Origin of the sequence: Streptomyces sp. NBC_00525, assembly GCF_036346595.1 — a bacterium.
Classification (GTDB): domain Bacteria; phylum Actinomycetota; class Actinomycetes; order Streptomycetales; family Streptomycetaceae; genus Streptomyces.
The window spans coordinates 6298369-6320932 of record NZ_CP107834.1 but is presented as its reverse complement, the minus strand read 5'-3'; the positions used below and the strand labels follow the sequence as shown (position 1 = coordinate 6320932).

20 protein-coding genes are annotated in these 22564 nt (G+C 73.1%); 10 read left to right on the top strand and 10 right to left on the bottom strand.

Annotation, left to right across the window (positions count from 1 at the left end):
• Nucleotides 1-136: 136 nt before the first annotated feature.
• Entirely contained in the window at nucleotides 137-1177 is a 1041-nt protein-coding gene (locus tag OG710_RS27680; protein WP_330241766.1) for a LacI family DNA-binding transcriptional regulator, read from the top strand.
• A 56-nt stretch (nucleotides 1178-1233) separates the two neighbouring features.
• Here the strand turns inward: OG710_RS27680 and araD are convergent, their stop codons facing one another.
• The 3 genes from araD to araB are packed head-to-tail and all read right to left on the bottom strand — an operon-like array spanning nucleotide 1234 to nucleotide 5248.
• Complete coding sequence (gene araD, locus OG710_RS27675) at nucleotides 1234-1947, bottom strand: L-ribulose-5-phosphate 4-epimerase AraD (RefSeq protein ID WP_330241765.1); 714 nt, start codon at nucleotides 1945-1947, stop codon at nucleotides 1234-1236.
• Between the two features lie 32 nt (nucleotides 1948-1979).
• Nucleotides 1980-3488 (bottom strand): L-arabinose isomerase, encoded by a 1509-nt coding sequence (gene araA, locus OG710_RS27670; RefSeq protein WP_330241764.1) that lies wholly within the window; start codon nucleotides 3486-3488, stop codon nucleotides 1980-1982.
• Between the two features lie 53 nt (nucleotides 3489-3541).
• A complete protein-coding gene (gene araB, locus OG710_RS27665; RefSeq protein ID WP_330241763.1) occupies nucleotides 3542-5248 on the bottom strand; it encodes a ribulokinase in 1707 nt (568 codons plus the stop codon).
• A 259-nt stretch (nucleotides 5249-5507) separates the two neighbouring features.
• Between araB and OG710_RS27660 the strand changes: the two genes are divergently transcribed.
• Entirely contained in the window at nucleotides 5508-6092 is a 585-nt protein-coding gene (locus tag OG710_RS27660) for a TetR/AcrR family transcriptional regulator (RefSeq protein ID WP_330241762.1), read from the top strand.
• 80 nt (nucleotides 6093-6172) lie between these two features.
• Nucleotides 6173-6931, top strand: a complete 759-nt coding sequence (locus OG710_RS27655; protein WP_330241761.1) for an SDR family NAD(P)-dependent oxidoreductase — start codon at nucleotides 6173-6175, stop codon at nucleotides 6929-6931.
• 58 nt (nucleotides 6932-6989) lie between these two features.
• On the opposite strand, the gene OG710_RS27650 is transcribed toward OG710_RS27655, so the two are convergent.
• The 4 genes from OG710_RS27650 to OG710_RS27635 form a co-directional block, all read right to left on the bottom strand.
• Nucleotides 6990-8648: a catalase gene (locus OG710_RS27650; RefSeq protein ID WP_330241760.1), complete on the bottom strand. Its 1659-nt coding sequence runs from the start codon at nucleotides 8646-8648 to the stop codon at nucleotides 6990-6992.
• 143 nt (nucleotides 8649-8791) lie between these two features.
• Entirely contained in the window at nucleotides 8792-9043 is a 252-nt protein-coding gene (locus tag OG710_RS27645; protein ID WP_330241759.1) for a DUF6480 family protein, read from the bottom strand.
• A gap of 166 nt (nucleotides 9044-9209) precedes the next feature.
• A complete protein-coding gene (locus OG710_RS27640; protein WP_330241758.1) occupies nucleotides 9210-10769 on the bottom strand; it encodes a pectate lyase family protein in 1560 nt (519 codons plus the stop codon).
• Between the two features lie 311 nt (nucleotides 10770-11080).
• On the bottom strand, nucleotides 11081-11506 hold the full coding sequence (locus OG710_RS27635; protein ID WP_330241757.1) for a DUF3592 domain-containing protein: 426 nt from the start codon (nucleotides 11504-11506) through the stop codon (nucleotides 11081-11083).
• A gap of 359 nt (nucleotides 11507-11865) precedes the next feature.
• Here OG710_RS27635 and OG710_RS27630 point away from each other — a divergent pair, with 359 nt between their 5' ends.
• Together OG710_RS27630 and OG710_RS27625 are read left to right on the top strand one after the other, a co-directional pair.
• Complete coding sequence (locus OG710_RS27630) at nucleotides 11866-12786, top strand: AurF N-oxygenase family protein (protein WP_330241756.1); 921 nt, start codon at nucleotides 11866-11868, stop codon at nucleotides 12784-12786.
• A gap of 24 nt (nucleotides 12787-12810) precedes the next feature.
• Entirely contained in the window at nucleotides 12811-14445 is a 1635-nt protein-coding gene (locus tag OG710_RS27625) for an FAD-dependent oxidoreductase (RefSeq protein WP_330241755.1), read from the top strand.
• Nucleotides 14446-14478: 33 nt separating this feature from the next.
• Here OG710_RS27625 and OG710_RS27620 read toward each other — a convergent pair whose 3' ends face one another.
• A complete protein-coding gene (locus tag OG710_RS27620; RefSeq protein WP_330241754.1) occupies nucleotides 14479-15006 on the bottom strand; it encodes a DoxX family protein in 528 nt (175 codons plus the stop codon).
• Between the two features lie 222 nt (nucleotides 15007-15228).
• Between OG710_RS27620 and OG710_RS27615 the strand changes: the two genes are divergently transcribed.
• Nucleotides 15229-17244, top strand: a complete 2016-nt coding sequence (locus OG710_RS27615) for an NADPH-dependent 2,4-dienoyl-CoA reductase (RefSeq protein ID WP_330241753.1) — start codon at nucleotides 15229-15231, stop codon at nucleotides 17242-17244.
• A 53-nt stretch (nucleotides 17245-17297) separates the two neighbouring features.
• Complete coding sequence (locus OG710_RS27610) at nucleotides 17298-17846, top strand: PadR family transcriptional regulator (protein ID WP_330241752.1); 549 nt, start codon at nucleotides 17298-17300, stop codon at nucleotides 17844-17846.
• A 12-nt stretch (nucleotides 17847-17858) separates the two neighbouring features.
• Here OG710_RS27610 and OG710_RS27605 read toward each other — a convergent pair whose 3' ends face one another.
• Nucleotides 17859-18821 carry a hypothetical protein gene (locus tag OG710_RS27605; protein ID WP_330241751.1) on the bottom strand — a complete coding sequence of 321 codons (963 nt, stop codon included), beginning with the start codon at nucleotides 18819-18821 and terminating at the stop codon, nucleotides 17859-17861.
• Nucleotides 18818-19636, bottom strand: coding sequence for a phosphatase PAP2 family protein (locus OG710_RS27600; RefSeq protein ID WP_330241750.1), 819 nt, complete (start codon nucleotides 19634-19636; stop codon nucleotides 18818-18820). The genes OG710_RS27605 and OG710_RS27600 overlap by 4 nt, the downstream gene beginning before the upstream one ends.
• 160 nt (nucleotides 19637-19796) lie before the next feature.
• Between OG710_RS27600 and OG710_RS27595 the strand changes: the two genes are divergently transcribed.
• The 3 genes from OG710_RS27595 (at nucleotide 19797) to OG710_RS27585 (ending at nucleotide 22544) form a co-directional block, all read left to right on the top strand.
• Nucleotides 19797-20426, top strand: a complete 630-nt coding sequence (locus OG710_RS27595; RefSeq protein ID WP_330241749.1) for a TetR/AcrR family transcriptional regulator — start codon at nucleotides 19797-19799, stop codon at nucleotides 20424-20426.
• A gap of 214 nt (nucleotides 20427-20640) precedes the next feature.
• Complete coding sequence (locus OG710_RS27590) at nucleotides 20641-21648, top strand: SPFH domain-containing protein (RefSeq protein WP_330241748.1); 1008 nt, start codon at nucleotides 20641-20643, stop codon at nucleotides 21646-21648.
• On the top strand, nucleotides 21645-22544 hold the full coding sequence (locus OG710_RS27585; protein ID WP_330241747.1) for a hypothetical protein: 900 nt from the start codon (nucleotides 21645-21647) through the stop codon (nucleotides 22542-22544). The genes OG710_RS27590 and OG710_RS27585 overlap by 4 nt, the downstream gene beginning before the upstream one ends.
• Nucleotides 22545-22564 lie beyond the last annotated feature (20 nt).

Here is a 22564-nt window from a genome sequence, read left to right as displayed (position 1 = left end):
CCGGTGCGCAAACCGCCGGCGGCGGGGTCCCGCACCGCGCGGACCTACGGCTGCCGGGGCGTAGATTGAACAGGCATACGGATCGCCCGCGGTCCGCGGCGGCCGGACGGGCCGCCGCGGTCACGGTCGGAAGGAGATGGGTGTGGAGGACGCCGCGGTGGCGAGTCCAGTGGTACGAGAGCCGGCGATGACCGATGTCGCCCGGCTCGCGGGCGTGTCCCACCAGACGGTGTCCCGGGTGCTCAACAGTCACCCCAATGTGCGCGAGCAGACCCGGCTGAGGGTCCTCGCGGCCGTCAAGGAGCTGGGCTACCGGCCCAATCGCGCGGCGCGCGCCCTGGTGACCGGCCGCTCCCAGCTCATCGGCGTCATCGCCCAGAACTCCACGCTGTACGGCCCCTCCTCGCTGCTGGCCGCGTTCGAGATCGCCGCCGCCCGGCAGGGCTTCGCCGTCAGCGTGCACCGGGTGCCGGAGCTGGGCCGGTCCTCGATCACCGCCGCCGTCGAGCGCCACCGCGACGAGCGAGTCGCGGGCATCGTGGTGATAGCGCCCACGGCGTCGGCGGACGCCGCGCTGGCCGGTGCGCCCGCCGAGGTCCCCCTGGTCACTGTGGACGGCGACCCGGACCGCAGCGCGCCCATGGTCTCCGTCGACCAGGAGCACGGCGCGTACCAGGCCACGAAGCATCTGCTGGAGGCGGGCCACGAGACCGTGTGGCACATCTCCGGCCCGCCGGACTGGTTCGACGCCGCCGGCCGTATCCGGGGCTGGCGCCGGGCGCTGGACGAGGCGGGCGCGGAGGTCCCCCCGGTCAGCACGGGCGACTGGACGGCCGCCTCCGGGTATCTCGCCGGCCAGATGCTGGCCCGGATGCCCGAGGTGACCGCCGTGTTCGCCGCCAACGACCACCAGGCGCTGGGCGCCCTGCGGGCCATGACCGAACGGGGCCGCTCCGTCCCGGACGAGGTCAGCATCGTGGGCTTCGACGACGTGCCGGAGGCCGCGTACTACTCGCCGCCGCTGACGACGGTCCGCCAGGACTTCGGCGCCGTCGCCACCACCACGCTCGACCTGCTGCTCGGCCTGGTGAACGGCGCCGAGGCCGCCGACTCCCGGCCCGTCATCACCCCGGAACTCGTACGGCGCGAAAGCGTACGGCCGCCCCGGCGCGACTGAACCGGGACGGCGTCCGTACGCGCTCCGGAGCGGACGGCGCTCCGCTCCGGACGGGCCTACGCGGCTCCGGGGTTGCCGTAGTACGCGTCCGGGCCGTGCTTGCGGGTGAAGTGGCGGTCCAGCACGTGCTGCGGGGGCTCGACCGGGCCCAGGGCCATGGTGTGCAGGGCCATCTCGGCCACCGCCTCGCAGATGATCGCGTGCTCCAGGGACGAGGTGGCGTCGGCGCCCCAGGTGAAGGGCCCGTGGTGGGCGACCAGGGCGCCGGGGACCTCCCGCGCGCGGGTGTCGTCGCGCTCCAGGAGGTCCACGACGACCTGCCCGGTGTTGTACTCGTAGTCCGTGGCGCACTGCTGGGGTGTGAGGGGCGCGGTGACCGGGACGGGGCCGTTGAACGTATCGGCGTGCGTCGTGCCGAGCACCGGTATCGGGCGGCGGGCCTGGGCGAAGGCGACGGCGTGCGTGGAGTGGGTGTGGGTCACTCCCCCGATCGACGGGAACGCCAGGTACAGGCTGCGGTGGGTCTCGGTGTCGGTGGACGGGCGCAGCCGGCCCTCCACGACGCGGCCGTCGTCGAGGGAGACGACGACGAGGTCGTCGATGCCCAGCGCCTCGTAGGGCACGCCCGACGGCTTGATGACGAAGACGCCGGCGTCCCGGTCGACCCCGCTCACGTTGCCCCAGGTCAGGGTGGCGAGTCCGGCCCGGGGGATGCGGAGGTTGGCCTCCAGTACTTCTCGGCGCAGCTCGTGCGATGCGGTCCTGCCCACGGGGGGCTCCGTCCTGGTGGGAGTGGATGCGGTCACAGGCTCTGGGCCAGTCGGTGGTAGGCCTGGTTCCAGCGCAGTTCCCGGGCGAAGTGACGGATGGTCGTGTCCTGGTCGATCACGACGAGTTCGGTGCGCAGCATCTGGGCGAGGTCGGCGAGTTCCTCGCCGCCGAGCGCGGTGGTGAGCACGGTGTGGTGGGGTGCCCCGGCCGTGAGCCAGGCCTCGGTGGAGGTGCGCAGGTCGGGGCTGGGCCGCCAGACGGCTCGGGCGACCGGGAGCCTGGGCAGCGGCTCGGGCGGGGTGACGACGTCGATGTGGTTGGCCACCAGGCGGAACCGGTCGCCCATGTCGGCGAGGCCGATGACGACGGCCGGGCCGGGGGCCGCGTCGAAGACGAGCCGGACCGGGTCCTCCCGGCCGCCGATGCCGAGCGGGTGGATCTCGCAGGACGGGGTCGCCGCGGCGATGGAGGGGCAGACCTCCAGCATGTGGGCGCCGAGGATGAGTTCCTGGCCGGGGGTGAGGTCGTAGGTGTAGTCCTCCATGAAGGAGGTGCCGCCGGGCCGCCCGTGCGCCATGGCCTTGAGGGTGCGCAGCAGGACGGCGGTCTTCCAGTCGCCCTCGCCGCCGAAGCCGTAGCCGTCCGCCATCAGGCGCTGCACGGCGAGGCCGGGCAGTTGGCGCAGTCCGCCGAGGTCCTCGAAGTTGGTGGTGAAGGCGTGGAAGCCGCCCTCGGTGAGGAAGGTGCGCAGTCCGGCCTCGATGCGGGCGGCGTAGCGCAGGGAGGCGTGGCGGTCGCCGCCGGAGCGCAGTCCGGGGGCGAGGGTGTAGAGGTCCTGGTACTCCTCGACGAGGGCGGTGACGGTGTCCTCGCCGGCGGCGTCCACGGCGGCGACGAGGTCGTTGACGCCGTAGGTGTTGACGGAGACGCCGAACCGCAGCTGGGCCTCGATCTTGTCGCCCTCGGTGACGGCGACGTCGCGCATGTTGTCGCCGAAGCGGGCGAGCTTGAGGCGGGAGAGTTCGGACCGGCCGAGGGCGGCGCGGGCCCAGCCGGCGATGCGGTCGGCGACCTCGGGGGTGGTGACGTGTCCGGCGACGGTCTTGCGGGGGACGCCGAGGCGGGTCTGTACGAAGCCGAACTCGCGGTCGCCGTGGGCGGCCTGGTTCAGGTTCATGAAGTCCATGTCGATGGTGGACCAGGGCAGGCCGCGGTTGGCCTGGGTGTGCAGATGCAGCAGGGGTTTGCTCAGCGCGTCGAGCCCGGCGATCCACATCTTGGCCGGGGAGAAGGTGTGCATCCAGGCGATGAGCCCGACGCACCGGTCGTCGGCGTTCGCCTCCAGGCAGACCCTGCGGATGGCCGCCGCGTCGGTGAGCACCGGCTTCCAGACCAGGCGGGCCGTCATGCCGGGCCGGGCGGCGAGGGTGTCCCGGATGGTGCGGGACTGCTCGGCGACCTGGGCCAGGGTCTCCTCTCCGTAGAGGGCCTGGCTGCCGGTGAGGAACCAGATCTCGTGGTCGGGCGGGGCGAGCGTCATGTCGGGTGTGCTCCTCGGGGGTGCGGTGGTGGAGAGGTGGGGCCGGTGGCCGGTCAGGTCGCGGGGGTGGCGCGCGCGGTGTTGCGCAGCCTGCGCAGGCGGTGCAGGAGGAGGTCGGGGCCGGTGCCGAAGTGGTCGTGCAGGGCGCGGTATTCGGCGAACAGCGCGTCGTAGGCGTCGGCCCGCGCGGGGTCGGGGGTGTACGCGTGCCGCTGGACGCTGCCCATGACGGCGGCTGCGGACCGGACGTCGGGGTGGGCGCCGGCGGCCACGGCCGCGTGGATGGCCGAGCCGAGGGCGGGGCCCTGTTCGGAGATGCCGAGGGAGACCGGGCGGCGCAGGACGTCGGCGCAGATCTGCATGAGCAGCGCGTTCTTCCGGAGCCCTCCGGTGACGATGAACTCCTCGACGGGGACGCCGGCCGTCTCGAACGCCTCGACGATGACGCGGGTGCCGTAGGCGGTCGCTTCGAGCAGGGCCAGGTAGACGTCCTCCGGCCGGGTGTCGAGGGTGAGTCCGACGAGGACGCCGGAGAGGTGGTGGTCGACGAGGGTGGAGCGGTTGCCGTTCATCCAGTCGAGGGCGACCAGGCCGTGGGCGCCGACCGGCCGGCCGGTGGCCTTGCGGGTCAGGAGCTGGTGCAGGTCCTCCCCCGTGGCGGCGGCCTCGGTGCGGTAGTCCTCGGGTACGCCCTGCCGGAGCCACCAGGCGAAGATGTCGCCCACGGCGCTCTGGCCGGCTTCGTAGCCGTAGGCGCCGGCCACGATGCCGCCGTCGACGACGCCGCAGATGCCGGGCACGTCGGCGAGGCCGGCGCCGTTGAGGACGTGGCAGGTGGAGGTGCCCATGATGGCGAGCAGCCGGCCGTTCTCCACGGCGCCGGCCGCGGGTGCGGCGACATGGGCGTCCACGTTGCCCGCGGCGACGGCGATGCCCTCGGGCAGGCCGGTCCACCGGGCCGCGCGGGCGCTCAGTGCGCCGACGCGGGAGCCGAGCGCGGCCAGCGGGTGTTCCAGGCGGGTGGCGGGGAAGTCGGCGAAGCCGGGGTGCAGCCGGGCGAGGAAGTCGGGGGACGGGTAGCGGCCGTCCTGGTGGATGCCCTTGTAGCCGGCGGTGCAGGTGTTGCGGGACTCGGCGCCGGTCAGCTGCCAGACGATCCAGTCGGCCGCCTCGATCCAGCGGGCGCAGGCCGCGTAGACGCCGGGGTCCTCCTCCAGCACCTGGAGGGCCTTCGCGAACTGCCACTCGGAGGAGATCCGGCCTCCGTAGCGGCCGATCCACGGTTCGCCGCGCTCGTGGGCGAGGGCGTTGATGCGGTCGGCCTGGTCCTGGGCGGCATGGTGCTTCCACAGCTTGGGCCAGGCGTGCGGCCGGTCGGCCCACTCGGGCAGCAGGGCGAGCGGCGTGCCGTCGGCGCTGGCCGGCAGGACGGTGCAGGCGGTGAAGTCGGTGCCGATGCCGATGACGTGGGCGGCGTCCACGCCCGCGTCGGCGAGCGCGGCCGGGACGGCGGTACGCAGCACGTCGCGCCAGTCCTCGGGGTGTTGCAGCGCCCAGTCGGGGGGCAGCGGTGCGCCGGTGGACGGCAGACGGTCCTCGATGACGGCGTGCCGGTACTCATGGACGGCCGTGCCCAGTTCGGCGCCGTCGCGGACCCTGACGACGACGGCGCGCCCGGACAGGGTGCCGAAGTCGACGCCGACCGTGCATGCCTCGGGAGGGTGAGGATCGAAGGAGACGGGACGGGCGTGAGTGGTCACGGTGCGGTCTTTCTCGTCAGGGCGGAAGGGGAGGCGTACACCCGGCAATGATTGTTAGCGCTCACAAAGAAATGAGCAAGAGCCTCGCCGCACCTTTGCAGGAGGTTGGCATGCGGATGGATAAGCGAGAATGGATTAAGTGAGCGATAACATGCGCACCACGCCGAAGGGTGGACCACCCGAGGAAGGCAGTCGCGGGCCGGAGGTCTCGCAGCCGCTTAATTGACTGATCGTTCCAGATAGCCATAGGGTCTGCGGCATGGCCAGGACCAAGGAGTTCGATCCGGACGCCGCGCTGCAGGCAGCCCTTGAGCTGTTCTGGCGGCGCGGCTACGAGGCGACGTCGCTGTCCGATCTGGTCGAGCATCTCGGCATCGGCCGCGCCAGCATCTACGCGACCTTCGGCAGCAAGCACGAGCTGTACCTCAAGGCCATGGACCGCTACGCCGAGGCGCGCGATCCGGCCCTGCTCGCCGAACTGTCCCAGCCGGGCCCCGCGCTGCCGGCCGTACGGGCGGTCGTACGCCGCTTCGCCGCCGAGGCCGGCAGCCCCGAGGGCCGGCTGAACGGCTGCTTCGTCACCAACACCGCGGTCGAGCTGTCCCCCCACGACCCCGCGGCGGCCCGCCGGGTCGAGGTGAGCTGGGAGCACCTCGAGACCCTGCTGCACTCCGCGCTCGTACGGGCGCGGGCCCAGGGCGAACTGCCCGAGGACCGCGACCCCCGCGCGCTGGCCCGCATGCTGCTCGTACTCCTCCAGGGCGTACGCATCGTCGGCAAGGCGTCGAACGACCCCGCACGGGTACGGGATGCGGCCGAACAGGCCCTGTCCCTGCTGGACTGACCCCCTCGCACGGACCCGCACCTTCCTTCCGCACGCCCAAATAATGGACCGATCGGTCAAATAACAGGGGAGCCCTCGCAATGAACCGCTTCACCGGCAGAACCGCCCTCGTCACCGGCGCCGGCTCCGGCCTCGGCCGTGCCATCGCGCTCGCCTTCGCCGCCGAGGGCGCGTCCGTGGTCGTCGCGGGGCGCACCGCGGCCTCCCTGGACGAGACGGTCGGTCTCATCGGGGCCGCCGGCGGCACGGCCGCCGCCGTCACCGCCGATGTCACCGACTCCGGCACGCTCCGGCACCTCGTGCACCGGAGCGTGTCCCTCTTCGGCGGGCTGGACATCGCGGTGAACAACGCCGGAATCCTGCGCGGCACCGTGCCCGCCGGCGAGGTGAGCGAGGAGGACTGGGACGCGGTGCTGCGCACCAATGTCACCGGGGTCTGGCTGGCCATGAAGCACGAGATCGCCCACATGAGGGAGAACGGGGGCGGCGCCATCGTCAACATCTCGTCCAACCTGGGCGCACACCTGCGCACCCCGAACCTGGCCGCGTACATCACCTCGAAGGCGGCGGTCTCCGCGCTGACCCGCGCCGCCGCTCTCGACCACATCCACCAGGGCATCCGCATCAACGCCGTCAGCCCCGGCGCCGCGGCCGCGCCCATGTCGCTGCGGCCCGGTGAGACGGAGGCCGACCGCACCGAGCGGGTGAAGACGCAGAACCCGCTCGGCCGGGTCGCGGAGGCCGGGGAGGTGGCGGCGGCGGTGCTCTACCTCGCATCGCCCGCGGCCGGCGCGGTGGTCGGCACCGATCTGGTCATCGACAGCGGGGCCTCGGCCTGACGGCGCGGGACACGGACCGGCCCTCCCACGACTCTTCGCGGGAGGGCCGGTCCGTGCGTCAGCGGGTGACGACGTGGCGTTCGTCCGGGACGCAGTGGGTCATCGTCAGACCCTGGACGTCGCGGGGCGGGTTGTCGCCCAGGCGGGCGAGCCGGGCGCGGTCCTCGTCGGTCAGGTCCTGGCCGGGCAGCGGCTCCAGTCCGGCGACGTCCTTGGGGGCGATGTCGAGGCCCTTGCCGATGGCGAGGCCCAGCTCGTTCTCGACCAGGAGGAAGTGCCAGACCATGCGTTCCCGGACCGGGCGGTCGCACTGCGCGAGCAGGCCGACCAGGTTGTGCACGAGGTCGTCGCGCTCCCACTGCTCCATCAGGAGGTAGCGCTGCCCGGCCTGGAGGTAGTCGTTGGCGCGCGGGATGCGCTTGCGGGTGAGCCGGCCGCGCACCTCGGGGCCCACCTCGTCGTGCGTCGGATACTGCGCCTCGCGCAGGCCCCCGGTGATCGACGGCTCGTAGTTGACGATCGGGTTCTCCCCGGCGCCGTCCACGTGGTACGTCATCTGGCCGTCGCGCTGGTTGGTGCGCACGGTGGCGTTCTTGGCCTGGTTGACGGGGAGTTGCAGATAGTTGGGCCCGACGCGGTACCGCTGGGTGTCGCTGTACGAGAAGGTGCGCCCGACCAGCATCTTGTCGTCGGAGAAGTCCAGCCCGTCCACCAGCACACCCGTGCCGAAGGAGATCTGGTCGTTCTCCGCGAAGTAGTTCTCCGGCATCCGGTCGAGCACCATCCGCCCGACCGGCTTCGGCGGGAAGTCCTGCTCGGGCCAGGTCTTGGTGTCGTCCAGCGGGTCGAAGTCCAGCTCGGGGTGCTCGTGGTCGTCCATCAGCTGGACGCGCAGCTCCCACTCCGGGTGGTCGCCGCGCGCCACCGCCTCGTACAGGTCCTTGGTGGCGTGGCCGAGGCCCTCCGCCTGTACGTTGGCGGCGTCCTCCTCCGTCATGCTGCGTACGCCCGCCTTGGGCACCCAGTGGTACTTCACCAGGAAGGACTCGCCCGCCTCGTTGACCCACTTGTAGGTGTTGACGCCGAAGCCCTGCATATGGCGGTAGTCCGCCGGGATGCCGCGCGGGCTGAACAGGTTGACCAGCATGTGCATGGACTCGGGGGTCTGCGACATGAAGTCGAAGATGCGCCGGGGCTGCTGCTCGAACGTGACGGGGTCCGGCTTGAGCGCGTGGATGACGTCGGGGAACTTGATCGCGTCCCGGATGAAGAAGATCCCCAGGTTGTTGCCGACGAGGTCCCAGTTGCCGTCCTCGGTGTAGAACTTCACCGCGAAGCCGCGCGGGTCGCGGGCCGCCTCGGAGGAGTCCCGGCCACCGATGACGGTCGAGAAGCGCACCGCCACGTCCGTGCGCTTGCCGCGCTCCTGGAACAGCTTGGCGCGGGTGAAGCGGGAGATCGGCTCGTCGCCGAAGGCACCGAACGCCTCGAAGTAGCCGTACGCGGTCACACCGCGGGCGTGCACGACGCGCTCGGGGATGCGTTCGCGGTCGAAGTGACTGATCTTTTCGAGGAACTGGTAGTTCTCCAGCGTGGCCGGGCCGCGTGCGCCGATGGTGCGCTGGTTCTGGTTGTCGTAGACCGGATGGCCCTGCCGGTTGGTGAGCGTCTCGCGCTTGTCACCGGGGGCGGCGCCCCTGCTCGATACGTCCGTCACGTGCTTCGACTCCTTCGAAACGTGTACGTATGCTCCTGTCCATCAAGTTATGCGAGGTTTGTCCGCCGGGCAGGGCGGGGCCAGCCGTCCGGGCGGGCCGTCCGCTCCGGAGGTTCGGCCGTCCGGGTCGCCCCTCCCCCGCGTCAGGTCAGCAGGATGATCGCGTACACCAGGAAGAACGCCGCGACGAGCAGCACCACGACGGCGAGCAGCGCCAGCGGCCCCTTGGCCCAGCCCTTCGGCGGGTTGTACGTGGTGTCCTGCGGGCCCGTGCCCGACAGGCCGCCCTCGGCGGGCGGGGTCTCGCCGGGCGGCACCAGGCGGCCGGGTTCGAGGCCGGCCGGGTCGCCGGGGCGCGGCTCGGGGCCGGGGTCGGGGGTCTGTGAAGGAGTCATGTGATCCACGTTCCCCGATGACCGCCGGGTTCGCCCGCCCACGGCTCGTCCGCCGCCCGCCCACACACGTCCGCCGGGCGACCACGGCTCGTCCGCCGCGCATGTGGCGGCCCGGTCCGGGGCTGTGGTGCTCCCGGACCGGGCCGCCTGCCGAGGGGTGTCGCCGCTATCCGGCGTACGTCTCGAACTCCGCGACCTTCGGCGTGCCGCCGGCCGAGGTGATCTCGAAGGTGATCTTGCGCAGCGAGGTGGCCGGGAAGCCGATGACGCCGGCGCCGCTGCCGGACTTCAGGACCGCGCCGCTGTCCGCGTCCAGCAGCCGCCAGGAGCCGATGACGCCCCTGGCGCCGGCGGCCTCGCGGATGTTGACGGAGGAGACGGTGGTGGCGGAGCCCCACTTGATGGAGATGGAGCCGGTCGAGCCGGCGGGCGACCAGTAGGTGCCCGGGTCACCGTCGCGGACGTTGCCGTAGCTGGTTCCGCTCGCCTTGCTGGAGCCGTCCGAGCCCGCGCCGAGGCTGAGGTTGGTGCCGGTGGGCGGGGTCGGGTCTGTCGGGTCCGGCGTCGGGTCTGTCGGGTCCGGGGTGGGGTCGGTCGGGTCCGGGGTCGGGGTCGTCGTGGAGCAGTCGCCGTCCGAGACCTTGAGCCCCTTGTCGGCACCGGCCGTGCTGGTCACGATGGCCGGCACGCAGGAGGAGTCGTCGAGGGTGTACGCGTAGGGGATGCTGATCGAGGTGTTGGACTGCGGGTTCGGGCCGGCCGGGTGGTTCTCGGCGCCGGGCTCGGACCAGGTGATGTTGTCGAAGGTGTTGCCGCTGACCTGCCAGTACCCGGTGGTGTCGGTGTAGAAGGTGCCCAGGACGTCCTTGGAGTCCTTGAAGTAGTTGTTGTCCACCTTGGCGTGGGCGCCGGCGCGGGAGTTGATCCCGGACTTGTTCAGCTTGACGTAGTAGTTGTTGTAGATGTGGGCGGTGCCGCCGCGCAGCAGGGGTGTGCGGGAGTCGACGTTCTCGTACAGGTTGTGGTGGAACGTGACGTAGCCGTTGTCGAGCTGGGTCTCGCTGGAGCCGATGAGGCCGCCCCGGCCGGAGTTGCGCAGGGTGCTGTAGGACAGCGTGACGTACTGGGTGTTGTCCTTCATGTCGAAGAGACCGTCGAACCCGTCGTCCTCGCCGCCGGACGCCTCCAGGGTGGCGTGGTCGACCCAGACGTTGCGGACGTCGCTCTCCATGCCGATGGCGTCGCCGCCGTTGGAGGTGGGCGAGCCCGACTTCTTGACGTTCCTGACCGTCACGTTCTGGATGATGATGTTGCTGGACTGGCGGATGTGGATACCCAGTTGGTCGAAGACGGCCCCGCTGCCGACTCCGACGATGGTGACGTTGCTGATCTGCTTGAGCTCGATGAGGCCGGCCGCCGTGTTGCAGCTGTCGCCGGACACCTTGGCGGTGTTGGCATGGTTGATGGTGCCCTCGACCTCGATGACGATCGGGGTGCTGCTGCTGGCGCGGGAGCACAGGGCCTGGTGGATCTGGGTGCCGGTGGTGGCCCGTACGGTCTGGCCGCCCGCGCCCCCGGTGGTGCCGCCGTTCTGGGTCGCGTAGCCGGTCGCCCCGCCCGTGGCGGCCGCCGACGCCTCGGGCATCGTCAGGATCACCCCGGTCGCGGCCGCCAGGGCCATCGTGGACAGCGCCGCGGAGAGTCGCAGCGCGATTGGTCGCCTCATGTTCGTTCCCATTCGTCGTGGGGGCACGGGTGCTGGAGGTGCGGGCAGTCCGCGGAGACGGCCGCGGTGTGACGTCTGCCGTAACAAGACCCGAAGGGGAGGGAAAGCGCTTTCTGGTGGCTGAGAATAGAGCTGTCATGCCCGCGAGGACAAGGATGTGAACGCGGAAAGAACGCGCTCTCTTGAATTGGGCACGACAAAAGGGGGTGTGACCGGACGCAATCCGCCCGTAACGACGACAAGGCCCCCGCCCGGCCGGACAACCGGCTGGACGGGGGCCGCGGTCACACGGTGGCTCCGCAGCCGTCGGGTCAGAGCAGCTCGGCGAGGAACGCCGCCGTCACCAGCGCGAAGCCGCAGCCCAGTCCGGCCACCAGCTCCCTGGCGCGCCGGGTGCCGAAGGAGGGGACGCGGGCGGTCGCGGCCTCGGGCGCCTCCGGCGCGTAGTACACGGTGACGGCGTCGCCCTCGGACACGTCGAGCCGGCGCTGCCGCTCCTCGAAGGCGACGGTCCGTCCGTCCTCCGTGCGGAACTCCAGCGTGGCGCGATCGAGGGTGACCAGGACCCCCTCGGCGTCCTGGGTCTCCTCCGTGGCCACCCCCGTGCAGCGCGCCTCGGCGGTGCGGCCGGCCCATGCGGCGCGGAGCCTGGGCCCCTCCATCTGCCGGTCCAGGGACCTCCCGAGGCTGATGGCCGCGGCCGAGGCGATGACGAAGTAGACGGCGGCGATGACCATGACGCTCCCGGTGTCGGCCGGTCCGGAGCGCGGTGCCCCCCGGACGGCGGCCCGACGCCGGGCCGCGGCGGAGGATCATCGTCCCCCGCGCCGGGCGGCGACGGCAAGGGCGGCGGCTCCCACCTCTCCCGCCGGGGCGTCCCCACACCTCCCGCACGCCGGCCGCGTGGAGAGTGCGTGGCGATTTCGGCCCGAGGGGTAGTTCGCGCGCGCCTCTTGCTATACCTTCCGTCTAACAGCTTGCTAGACGCCAAGTCTAACAAGCGAGGGCGGCGCTCGCCGGCAGGCGATCCCCCCGGATGACACCGGGCGGGGGCCGGACGGCGCCGGGTCGACCCATTCAGTCAAGGAGCCGCAGCATGGCAAGCAGCACCGTTCGGCCGGAGGACCAGGACCAGGACCGGGCCGCCGAGCAGGACGTCGCCCGGCGCCTGCTCGATTCGTCCGCGAAGCTCTCGTACGACCCGGCCGTCGAAGTGGACTGGCACACCCCGCTCGACGAGGACCATCACGGAGCGAGCCCCGAGTGGAGCACGCTCTACGGCACCGCGTACTGGGGCGAGTTGACGGAGGCGCAGCGCAAGGCGCTGACCCGGCAGGAGGCCGCGTCGGTCGCCAGCACCGGCATCTGGTTCGAGATGATCCTCCAGCAGATGGTGCTGCGCGACATGTACGCCAAGGACCCGACCGACCCGCGCTTCCAGTGGGCCCTGACCGAGGTCGCCGACGAGTGCCGGCACTCGATCATGTTCGCCCGGGGCGCGGCGAAGCTCGGCGCGCCGGCCTACCGGCCGCGCCGCCCGGTGCTCGAACTGGGCCGCGCGTTCAAGACGCTCGCCTTCGGGGAGGCCGCCTACGCGGCGATACTCGTGGCCGAGGAGGTGCTCGACGTGATGCAGCGCGACTGGATGCGCGACGAGCGCGTCGCTCCCTTCGTGCGCACGATCAACAACATCCATGTGGTGGAGGAGTCGCGCCACATGAAGTTCGCCCGCGACGAGACCCGCAAGCGGCTGCGCGACGCCGGTCCGGTGCGCCGGCACCTCAACGCGCTCGTCGTCGCGATCGCCTCGTACTACATCGTCACCAGCATGGTGAGCCGGGACGTCTACACCCACGCGGGCCTGGACGCCGCGCGGGCGCGGGCCGAGGCGAAGACCAACGAGCACCACAAGTCCCTGATGCGATCCAGCTGTTCGGGGCTGATGGAGTTCCTGGCTTCGGCCCGTCTGCTGACGAGGCCCGCCATGTTCTTCTACAAGCGCGCCGACCTGATCTGACCCGAGCGAGAGCCCGAGCCGACCATGACCTACGCCATCACCCAGACCTGTTGCAGTGACGCCACCTGCGTCAGCGTCTGCCCCGTCAACTGCATCCACCCGACGCCGGACGAACCCGACTTCGGCCGTACGGAGATGCTGTACGTGGACCCGCGGACCTGCATCGACTGCGGGGCCTGCGCCGACGCGTGCCCGGTGGACGCGATCTTCCCGGTGGACAGCCTCTCCGGGGCGAACGAGGAGTACGCCGCCGTCAACGCCGCCTACTACGCGGACCGGGAACCGGAGGCGGCCGACGGGCCCAACTTCCATGCGTGGGGCGCCCCTTCGTTCGCACGCAGCCTGCCGTCGGACTTCGCGCCGATCCGGGTGGCGGTCGTCGGCACCGGACCCGCCGGGATGTACGCGGCCGAGGACCTGCTGCTGCACACCAACGCCGAGGTCACCCTGGTGGACCGGCTGCCGGTGGCGGGCGGCCTCGTCCGTTACGGCGTGGCGCCCGACCATCCGGGCACGAAGGGCGTGGGCGACACCTTCTCGCGCTTCCACTCCCATCCGCGCGTCCGGATGCACCTCGGCGTCGAGGTGGGCAAGGACGTCACCGCCGAGGAGCTGGCCGCGCACCACGACGCGGTGATCTACGCGGTGGGGGCGGCCGCCGACCGCCGGCTGGGCATACCCGGCGAGGACCTGCCGGGCGGCATCGCGGCGACCTCCTTCGTCTCCTGGTACAACGCGCATCCCGAGGTGGCGGCGGACGCCGTGGACCTCTCGCGCGCCGAGCGGGTGGTCGTCGCCGGGAACGGCAACGTGGCGCTGGACGTGGCCCGCATCCTCGTCGCGGACCCGGCGGGGCTCGCGGGCACCGACATCGCGGACCACGCGCTCGCCGCCCTGCGCGGGTCGGCGGTCCGCGAGGTGGTCCTGCTCGGCCGGCGCGGCCCCGAGGACGCCGCGTGCACCGCGTCCGAGCTGCTGGCGCTCAAGCATCTGCCGGGTGTGGACCTGGTGGTGGACGACCACGACCCGCGCATCGGGCCCGCGATCGAGGCCGCCGCGCCGGGCGGTCCGGCGGCGCTGCTGCGGGACGTACGCCGCGAGCGGGTGGACTGGTCGCGCCCGGCCGGGGAAGGGCGGCGCATCGTGTTCCGCTTCCATTCGGCGCCGCTGGAGCTCACCGGCTCCGAGGCCGTGGCGGGGGTGCGGGTCACGGCCGGCGGGGGCGAGGCGCAGATCCCGGCGGGGCTGTTCCTGCGGGCCATCGGCTACCGGGGGCTGGCCGTGCCGGGGCTGCCCTTCGACGAGGCGAGCGGCACCGTTCCGCACGAGGGCGGGCGGGTCGTGGGCCTGTCCGGCACGTATGTGGTCGGCTGGATCAAGCGGGGGCCTTCCGGGGGCATCGGCGCCAACCGCACCTGCGCGGCCGAGACGGTCGGCACGCTGCTGGCGGACGCGGTGGCCGGCGCGCTCCCCTCCCCCGCCCCTCCGGCCAAGGCGTTCGGCCGCCTGGTCCGCAGCCGCAACCGGCACGCCGTCGACGCGCGCGGGCTGGCCGCCATCGACCGGGCGGAACGCTCGCGCGGACGCGCGGGCGGGCGCCCGCGGGTGAAGTTCGGCACGCTCCCGGAACTGGTCGCGGCCGCCAGGGGCCGCCGCTAGGCAGCGGCGGGTGCGCCCGGCGCGGCGGGCCCGTCAGAAGTGCTCCGGCTCCGGGACGGCCTGCCGCCGGGAGCGCTTCCCGACCACCGCGGCCGCCGCGGCCGCGCTGCCGAGGAACGCCAGGGCGAGCGTCCAGGGCTGGTTGAACGCGTGCCCCGTCGCATGGTCCACCGAGTAGCGGCCGGGTCCGGCCAGGCCGATCGCGGCGGCCGTGAAGCCAAGGAACGCCGGGTATTCGTAGCCGCCGCCCTGGGCGAAGAAGCCCGCCGGGGCGTGGACGGCCACCGCGCCCGCCATCGCGCCGGCCGCGGCGGCGCCCGCGGCGGGGGTGGCCAGGCCCAGGGCGAGCAGCGCGCCGCCGCCCGCCTCGCCGAGCCCGGCGGCGATCGCGCTGTACTTCGGCGGGTGGAAGCCCATCGCCTCCATGGCCGCCGTGGTGCCCTCGACTCCCCCGCCGCCGAACCAGCCGGCGAGCTTCTGCGAGCCGTGCGCGGCGAGCACCGCGCCGGTGCCGACGCGCAGGAGGAGCAGTCCGAGATCGTGCCGGTTGACGCAGCCCATAGGGGTTCTCCGGAGGGTGTCGGGGTCCCGCCCGGACGACGGGGACGGCCTGGATGCCGTACGCCACCACTCTCCGCGCCCCGCGCCGCGCACGGATCGCGTTGTTACGCCGTCCGGGGCGTGAGCCGTGACACAGTGCGACGAACGCCATTGTGCAACTTGTTGCACAATGGCGTGGCGTTGGTCTAGAACTGGGGCGACCCCACAGCGAGGAGCCGCCGCATGACCCCGTATCCGCATCTGCTGAGCCCGCTCGACCTCGGCTTCACCACCCTGCCGAACAGGGTGCTGATGGGGTCGATGCACGTCGGCCTGGAGGAGGTCGAGAACGGTTTCGAGCGCATGGCGGCGTTCTACGCCGAGCGGGCTCGCGGCGGAGTCGGCCTCATGGTCACCGGCGGCATCGCGCCCAACGAACGGGGCTGCTCGTTCCCCGGCGGAGCGAAGATGACCTGCGAGGCGGAGGCGGCCGAGCACCGCCGGGTGACCGACGCGGTGCACGCGGCGGGCGGGCGCATCGCCATGCAGATCCTGCATTTCGGCCGGTACGCGCACCACCCGGACCTGGTCGCGCCGAGCGCGCTCCAGGCGCCGATCAGCGCGTTCACCCCGCACGCCCTGACCGACGACGAGGTCGAGGCGACGATCGAGGACTTCGCCTCGGCGGCGGCGCTGGCCCGCGGCGCGGGGTACGACGGCGTCGAGATCATGGGCTCCGAGGGCTATCTGATCAACGAGTTCATCGCCTCGGCGACCAACCACCGCGAGGACCGCTGGGGCGGCTCGTACGAGAACCGCATCCGCTTCCCCGTCGAGATCGTGCGCCGGGTCCGCGAGCGGGTGGGCGACGACTTCATCATCATCTACCGGCTGTCCATGCTGGACCTGGTGCCCGGCGGCTCCTCGCTGGAGGAAGTCGTGGCGCTGGCCCGCGAGATCGAGGCGGCGGGCGCGACGATCATCAACACGGGCATCGGCTGGCACGAGGCCCGCATCCCCACAATCGCGACCTCGGTGCCCCGAGGCGCCTTCACCTGGGTCACCGAGAAGGTGCGCGGGGCCGTCTCCGTACCGCTGGTGACGAGCAACCGCATCAACACACCCGAGACGGCCGAGCGGGTCCTCGCCTCGGGCGGTGCGGACATGGTGTCGATGGCCCGGCCGTTCCTCGCCGACCCGGACTTCGTGGCGAAGGCGGCCGCGGGGCGTGCCGACGCCATCAACACCTGCATCGGCTGCAACCAGGCGTGCCTGGACCACATCTTCAGCGGCAAGGTCACCTCCTGCCTGGTGAATCCGCGCGCCTGCCACGAGACGGAACTCGTTCTGTCGCCGACCCGCACCCGCAAGAGCGTCGCCGTCGTCGGTGCCGGGCCGGCCGGACTGGCCTGCGCCGTCACGGCCTCCGAGCGCGGCCACGCGGTGACCCTCTTCGACGCGGCCGACGAGATCGGCGGGCAGCTGAACGTGGCCCGCCGGGTGCCCGGCAAGGAGGAGTTCGACGAGACCCTCCGCTACTTCCGCACCCGGCTCGCGGAGCAGGAGATCGACGTGCGGCTGGGCGCCCCGGTCGGCGCCGCCGAGCTGGCGGACTACGACGAGATCGTCCTGGCCACCGGGGTCACGCCCCGCACCCCGGCGATCCCGGGGGCCGACCACCCCAGCGTCGTCGGCTACCTCGACGTGCTGCGGCACGGCGCCCCGGTGGGCGAGCGGGTGGCGATCGTCGGCGCGGGCGGGATCGGCTTCGACGTGGCGGAGTTCCTGACGGACGGCGGAGATTCGGCGAGCCTGGACCCGGCGGTGTTCTTCCGGCAGTGGGGCGTGGACACCGAGTACCGCGAGCGCGGTGGCCTGACCGCCCCGGAGCGCCCGAAGACGCCCCGGACCGTCCACCTCCTCCAGCGCCGGACGAGCAAGGTGGGGGCCGGTCTCGGCAAGACCACCGGCTGGATCCATCGCACCGAGCTGCGGCACCGCGGGGTCACGATGACCGCGGGGGTGAGCTACGACCGGATCGACGACGAGGGCCTGCACATCACGGTCGGCGGCGAGCGGCGCCTGCTGCCGGTCGACTCGATCGTGCTGTGCGCCGGCCAGGAGCCGCGCCGGGACCTGTACGAGGAGCTCCTCGCCGCCGGCCGCAGCGTCCATCTGATCGGCGGCGCCGACGTCGCGGCCGAGCTCGACGCCAAGCGCGCGATCCGGCAGGGCACGGAGCTCGCCGCAGCGCTCTGACCCGGACGGCCGGGCGGCTCTCGGGCCGCCCGGCCGTCTCTAGGATGCAGCCCATGTCACTGCCGCACGCGATCCTCACCGCCCTGCTCGAAAAGCCCTCATCGGGTCTTGAGCTGACCCGCAGGTTCGACCGGTCGATCGGCTATTTCTGGTCGGCCACGCACCAGCAGATCTACCGGGAGCTGGGCAAGCTGGAGCAGGCCGGGCAAATCAGGGCTCTGGCCCCGGCGCAGCCGGCGCGGGGGCAGAAGAAGGAGTACGAGGTACTGCCTGCGGGCCGCGAGGCGCTGTCCGCCTGGGTGGCCCGGCGGGAGGACCCCAAGCAGGTGCGCGATCCGCTGCTGCTGCGGCTGCGGGCGGCGGCGGTGGTCGGGGCGCCGGGGCTCGACGCGGAGTTGCGGCGTCATCTGGTTCTGCACCGGCGTCAGCTCGCGGAGTACCTGGAGATCGAGGCCAGGGACTTCCCGCCGGAACGGGACGCGCCCGGGGACCGGCTGCGGCACATGGTGCTGCGCGGCGGCATCGACCTGGAGAACTTCTGGATCGGCTGGCTGACCCGCGCGCTCGCGGACTATCCGGCCGCGCCGCCGGACCCCGCGTAGGGCGTACGGCTCTCAGCCCCGCCCGGCCCCGACGCGGCACCGCCGCTCCGGGCGGGTGGGGCGAGGGCGGCTGACGACCACCCGCGACGGGGCGGGCGGCGGCGCCTCGGCACCGGCCCCGACCCCAGCCCCGACCCCGGCCCCGGCCGGCACGGTCTGTGCCTGGGCGCGGCTGAGCAGGACCACGCCCCGGACGGCCGCCGCCGCGCCGATGAGCGCGGGGACGAGCCCGGCCGGTCCGCCCTGGAACCGCTCCCCGAGCAGGGCGAGCCCGATGGCCGCGGCGGCGACCGGGTTGGCGAGGGTGACGACGGCGAGCGGGGCCCCGAGGCCGCCCCGGTACGCGGTCTGGGAGAGCAGCAGCCCGCCCATCGCGAACGCGGACACCAGCACGGCGACGACCACCACGCGCGCGTCGAGCAGCGGTCCGGTGTGGTCGGTGACCGCGACGGTGAGGGTCTGGGTGAGCGCGGACGCGACGCCGGAGGTGATGCCGGACGCGGCGGCGTGCCGCAGTCCGGGGCGGGCGCCGGGCCGGCTGAGTCCGGCGACCAGGGCCATGGTTCCGGCGCCCACGGCGAGCGCCTCGGTCAGGGTCAGCGTCTCGTGCGGGGCGGCTCCGCCCGCCGTGAGGAGCAGGGCGCCGAGGCCTAGCAGGGTGAGCAGGGTGCCGCGCCACTCGGTGCGGCCGACCCGGCGGCCGGCCGCTCGGGCGCCCAGCGGGACGGCCGCGACCAGGGTCAGCGCGCCGAGCGGCTGGACCAGGGTGAGCGGGCCGTACTTCAGGGCGGCGACGTGGAGCAGGGCGCCGCCCGCGTTCAGGCCGACCGCGCTCCACCAGGCGCCGCGCCCGAGGAGCCGGAGGGTGCCGCCGGGTGCGGTCCGGCCGGCGAGGCGGGCCTGGGCCACCGCGGCCGCGGCGTAGGCGGCTGCGGAGACGAGGGAGAGCGCGACGGCGGCGAGCGTGGCGTTCACCGACGCGCTCCGGTGGCGGCGTATCCGGGGGCGTGTTCCCGCTGGGGTACGACGGCCGGCCGGGGCCGGGGCGGGCGTACCGGTTCGGCGCGCCGCAGCGGCAGCGCGGCGAGGACCACGGAGAGCAGCGCGGCGGCGACGATCGAGTCGAGCCAGTAGTGGTTGGCGGTGCCGACGATGACGAGCAGCGTGAGCGCCGGGTGCAGGAGCCACAGCCACCGCCACCGGGACCGGGTGGCGACGACGAGGCCGACGCCGACCAGGACGGCCCAGCCGAAGTGCAGCGAGGGCATCGCGGCGAACTGGTTGGCCATGGAGTCGGCGGCGGGCTGTGCCCCGTACACCGAGGGTCCGTAGACGCGGCCGGTGTCGACGAGGTGGGTGGTGGCGAGCAGGCGCGGCGGGGCGAGCGGGAAGAGCAGGTGCAGGGCGAGCGCGGCCGCGGTGAGGACGGCCAGGACGCGGCGCGCCCAGACGTAGTGGCGGGGCCGGCGCCAGTACAGCCAGGCCAGGAACAGCAGGGTGGCCGGGAAGTGCACGGTGGCGTAGTAGGTGTTGGCCAGGTGGATCAGCGTCTCGTCGTGCAGGAGCAGGCGCTGGACGAGCCCTTCGCCCGGCAGGCCGGCGGCGCGTTCGAGGTCCCAGACGCGGTGGGCGTTGTCGAACGCCTCGTCCACATGCCCGTTGGCGGCCCGGCGGCCGAGTTTGTAGACCAGGAAGAGCCCGACGACGAGCAGGAGCTCCCGGACCAGGGGCGGCCGGGCCATGGTGTCCGGGGCCCCCTGGTCGGCGGGCGTGTGACCGGCGTACCTCACCCGGTGCCCCTTTGCTGACGAATCGGTGTCCATGCGGCGGATACCCCGCCCTTATCGATACGCCAGTGTACCGATACGTCGGCGTATCGGAACACTCACGTATCGGTACACTGGCGTATCGATGGACCTCGTCGCAGAGTCGCAGAGAGGGCACAGGCACATGTCGCCGCAGCAGACCGAGCCGGACAGGCACCCGGCCCAGCGCCGTTCGAAGATCACACCGGAGCGGGCCCAGGAGCTCTACACGGCCGTGCTCGACATGCTGCGGGAGAACGGCTACGAGTCGCTGACCATGGAGGGGGTGGCCGCCCGGTCCCGCTGCGGCAAGTCCACGCTGTACCGCCAGTGGGGCTCGAAGCCGGAGCTGGTGGTGGCCGCGCTGCACGGCACCCGGCGCGGCACCCTGCGGAACATCGACACCGGCTCGCTGGCGGGCGACCTGCTGGAGGCGGCGCGGGCCATCGGCGAGGTCGCGGGCCGGGACACCCCGCTGACGCTGGCGCTGAGCCACGCGGCGCTGCAGAGCCCGGAGCTGCTGTGCGCGCTGCGCGAGTCGCTGATCCTGCCGGAGCTGGCCGCGATCGACGCGCTCGTACGGCGCGGGGTCGAGCGCGGCGAGGTGGCGGCGGACAACCCGGCGGTGGAGTTCGTCGCCGCCCAGCTGCTCGGTGTGATGCGTGCCCGCCCGATGCTGGCGGGCACGCCCGCGGACGAGACGTTTCTCGTGCGCTTCGTGACGGGCGCGGTGCTTCCCGCGCTCGGACTGGCCGCCCCGGCGTCCGGGGCCTGACAGACGTGGGCCGTCGTCCCAGCGGATGACGACGGTCCGCCCGCGCCGCACCGTGGGGACGGGGGCGGCGCGCAACCCGGCCGGCCGGTGACTTCTCCGAAGTCACCGGCCGTTCGTGTGTCCGGAGCCCGCACACCACCCCTTCTCGTCCCCTTGACGACAACCACGATCCCCCTTTATCGTCTTCATGACGATAAAAACGAAGGGGGTCCCCATGGCCGACATCACCCGCCGCTTCGGCCGGCGCCATCTCCGCTCCGCGCCCACCGCGCACATCCGCCACCACAAGCGCGGCCGGCTCGTGCACGACGGCGTCGGACTGAGCTTCTGGTTCCGGTCGCTGAGCGCCGCGCTCTCCGAAGTACCGGTCGACGACCGCGAGCTGGCCATGGCGTTCCACGCGCGCACCTCCGACTTCCAGGACGTCACGGTCCAGGCCACCGTCACGTACCGCATCAGCGATCCGGCCGAGGCCGCCGCCCGTCTCGACTTCTCCGTGGACCCGGACACCGGCGCCTGGCGCGCCGCCCCCCTCGAACAGATCGCCACCCTGCTCACCGAGACCGCCCAGCAGCACACCCTGGACGTGCTGGCCCGCACCCCGCTGGCCGGCGCCCTGGTGGACGGGGTCGCCGCCGTGCGCGAGCGGGTGGCGGCCGGTCTCGCCGCCGAGCCCCGGCTGCCCGCCACCGGCATCGACGTGGTGGCCGTGCGCGTCGTCGCCATCCGCCCCGAGGCCGAGGTGGAGCGCGCCCTGCGCACCCCCGCCCGCGAGCAGATCCAGCAGGAGGCCGACCGGGCCACCTACGAGCGGCGCGCCGTGGCCGTCGAGCGCGAGCGGACCATCGCCGAGAACGAGCTGGCCAGCCGGATCGAGCTGGCCCGCCGCGAGGAACAGCTCGTCGAACAGCGCGGCACCAACGCCCGCCGCGAGGCCGAGGAGAACGCGGCGGCCGACAAGGTGCGCGCCGAGGCGGAGGCCGCCCGCACGGTGCGGCTGGCTCGGGCCGAGGCGGAGGCCGCCCGGGAGGTGGGCGCGGCGCGCGCCGAGGCGCAGCAGGCCTGGCTGCGGGCGCACGGCGAGGTGGAGGCGGCGACGCTGCACGCGCTGGCGGCCACCCGGCTCGCCGAGAACCTGCCCCGGATCGACAGCCTCACCCTGTCCCCCGATGTCCTCACCGGTCTGCTCGGCAGGCTCGGCAGGCCGGAGGCCGGGGCATGAGCCTGGCCCCGCGCGCGGTGCTGGTCCACCGCACCACCGAGTACGAGGAGTTGCTCGCCCGGCACGGCACGCACGGCCAGGCCGCGTTCGTGCTGGCCGGGCGCGGCCGGTCCATCGACGAGGTGGCGGGCAGGCACGAACGAACCGTGCGGGCGCTGGCCGATGTGGCGGCGGCCGTTCCGCTCCAGTGGCGCCAGAGCCGGGTGGAGCGGGCGGATCTGGACCGGTTCCTGTTCGGGCCGGAGGACGTGGTGGTGGTCGTCGGGCAGGACGGGCTGGTCGCCAACGCCGCGAAGTACCTCTCCGGTCAGTCGGTCATCGGGGTGGACACCGATCCGGGGCGCAACCCCGGCGTCCTGGTGCGTCACCGGCCGGCCGACGCGGGGGCGCTGATGCGGGCGGTCGTGACGCCCGGCGGGCGTGCCGACGAGCTGACGATGGTGGAGGCGGTGGCCGACGACACGCAGCGGCTGCTGGCCCTCAACGAGATCTACCTCGGCCCGCCCGGCCACCAGACGGCCCGCTACCGGCTCGGCTCCGACACGGCGGACTCCCCCGCCGAACCGCAGGCGTCCTCCGGTGTGCTCGTGGGCACCGGAACCGGGGCGACCGGCTGGCTGCGCTCGCTGTGGCAGGAGCGCGGCAGCGCCCTCGCACTGCCGGGACCGGCCGATCCCCGGCTGCTCTGGTTCGTCCGCGAGGCATGGCCCTCGCCGTCGACCGGCACCTCGTTCACGGCGGGCGAGCTGGGCCCCGGTGAGGCGCTGCGGCTGACCGCGGAGTCGGACCGGCTGGTGGTGTTCGGCGACGGGATGGAGGCGGACGCGCTGGAGCTGACCTGGGGGCAGAGCGTGCGCCTGGGCGTCGCGGAGACCGCGCTGCGACTGGCGGTGTGAGCACGGGGCCGGGGCGTCCT

Excerpts from the sequence above, each read along its gene's own strand:
- OG710_RS27625 (WP_330241755.1), top strand. The coding sequence starts at position 12,811 with ATGACCTACGCCATCACCCAGACCTGTTGCAGTGACGCCACCTGCGTC.
- OG710_RS27620 (WP_330241754.1), bottom strand. The coding sequence starts at position 15,006 with ATGGGCTGCGTCAACCGGCACGATCTCGGACTGCTCCTCCTGCGCGTC.
- OG710_RS27585 (WP_330241747.1), top strand. The coding sequence starts at position 21,645 with ATGAGCCTGGCCCCGCGCGCGGTGCTGGTCCACCGCACCACCGAGTAC.
- OG710_RS27645 (WP_330241759.1), bottom strand. The coding sequence starts at position 9,043 with ATGACTCCTTCACAGACCCCCGACCCCGGCCCCGAGCCGCGCCCCGGC.
- OG710_RS27610 (WP_330241752.1), top strand. The coding sequence starts at position 17,298 with ATGTCACTGCCGCACGCGATCCTCACCGCCCTGCTCGAAAAGCCCTCA.
- OG710_RS27595 (WP_330241749.1), top strand. The coding sequence starts at position 19,797 with ATGTCGCCGCAGCAGACCGAGCCGGACAGGCACCCGGCCCAGCGCCGT.
- OG710_RS27655 (WP_330241761.1), top strand. The coding sequence starts at position 6,173 with ATGAACCGCTTCACCGGCAGAACCGCCCTCGTCACCGGCGCCGGCTCC.
- OG710_RS27660 (WP_330241762.1), top strand. The coding sequence starts at position 5,508 with ATGGCCAGGACCAAGGAGTTCGATCCGGACGCCGCGCTGCAGGCAGCC.
- OG710_RS27590 (WP_330241748.1), top strand. The coding sequence starts at position 20,641 with ATGGCCGACATCACCCGCCGCTTCGGCCGGCGCCATCTCCGCTCCGCG.
- OG710_RS27615 (WP_330241753.1), top strand. The coding sequence starts at position 15,229 with ATGACCCCGTATCCGCATCTGCTGAGCCCGCTCGACCTCGGCTTCACC.
- OG710_RS27680 (WP_330241766.1), top strand. The coding sequence starts at position 137 with ATGGGTGTGGAGGACGCCGCGGTGGCGAGTCCAGTGGTACGAGAGCCG.
- OG710_RS27635 (WP_330241757.1), bottom strand. The coding sequence starts at position 11,506 with ATGGTCATCGCCGCCGTCTACTTCGTCATCGCCTCGGCCGCGGCCATC.
- OG710_RS27630 (WP_330241756.1), top strand. The coding sequence starts at position 11,866 with ATGGCAAGCAGCACCGTTCGGCCGGAGGACCAGGACCAGGACCGGGCC.
- araA (WP_330241764.1), bottom strand. The coding sequence starts at position 3,488 with ATGACGCTCGCCCCGCCCGACCACGAGATCTGGTTCCTCACCGGCAGC.
- OG710_RS27640 (WP_330241758.1), bottom strand. The coding sequence starts at position 10,769 with ATGAGGCGACCAATCGCGCTGCGACTCTCCGCGGCGCTGTCCACGATG.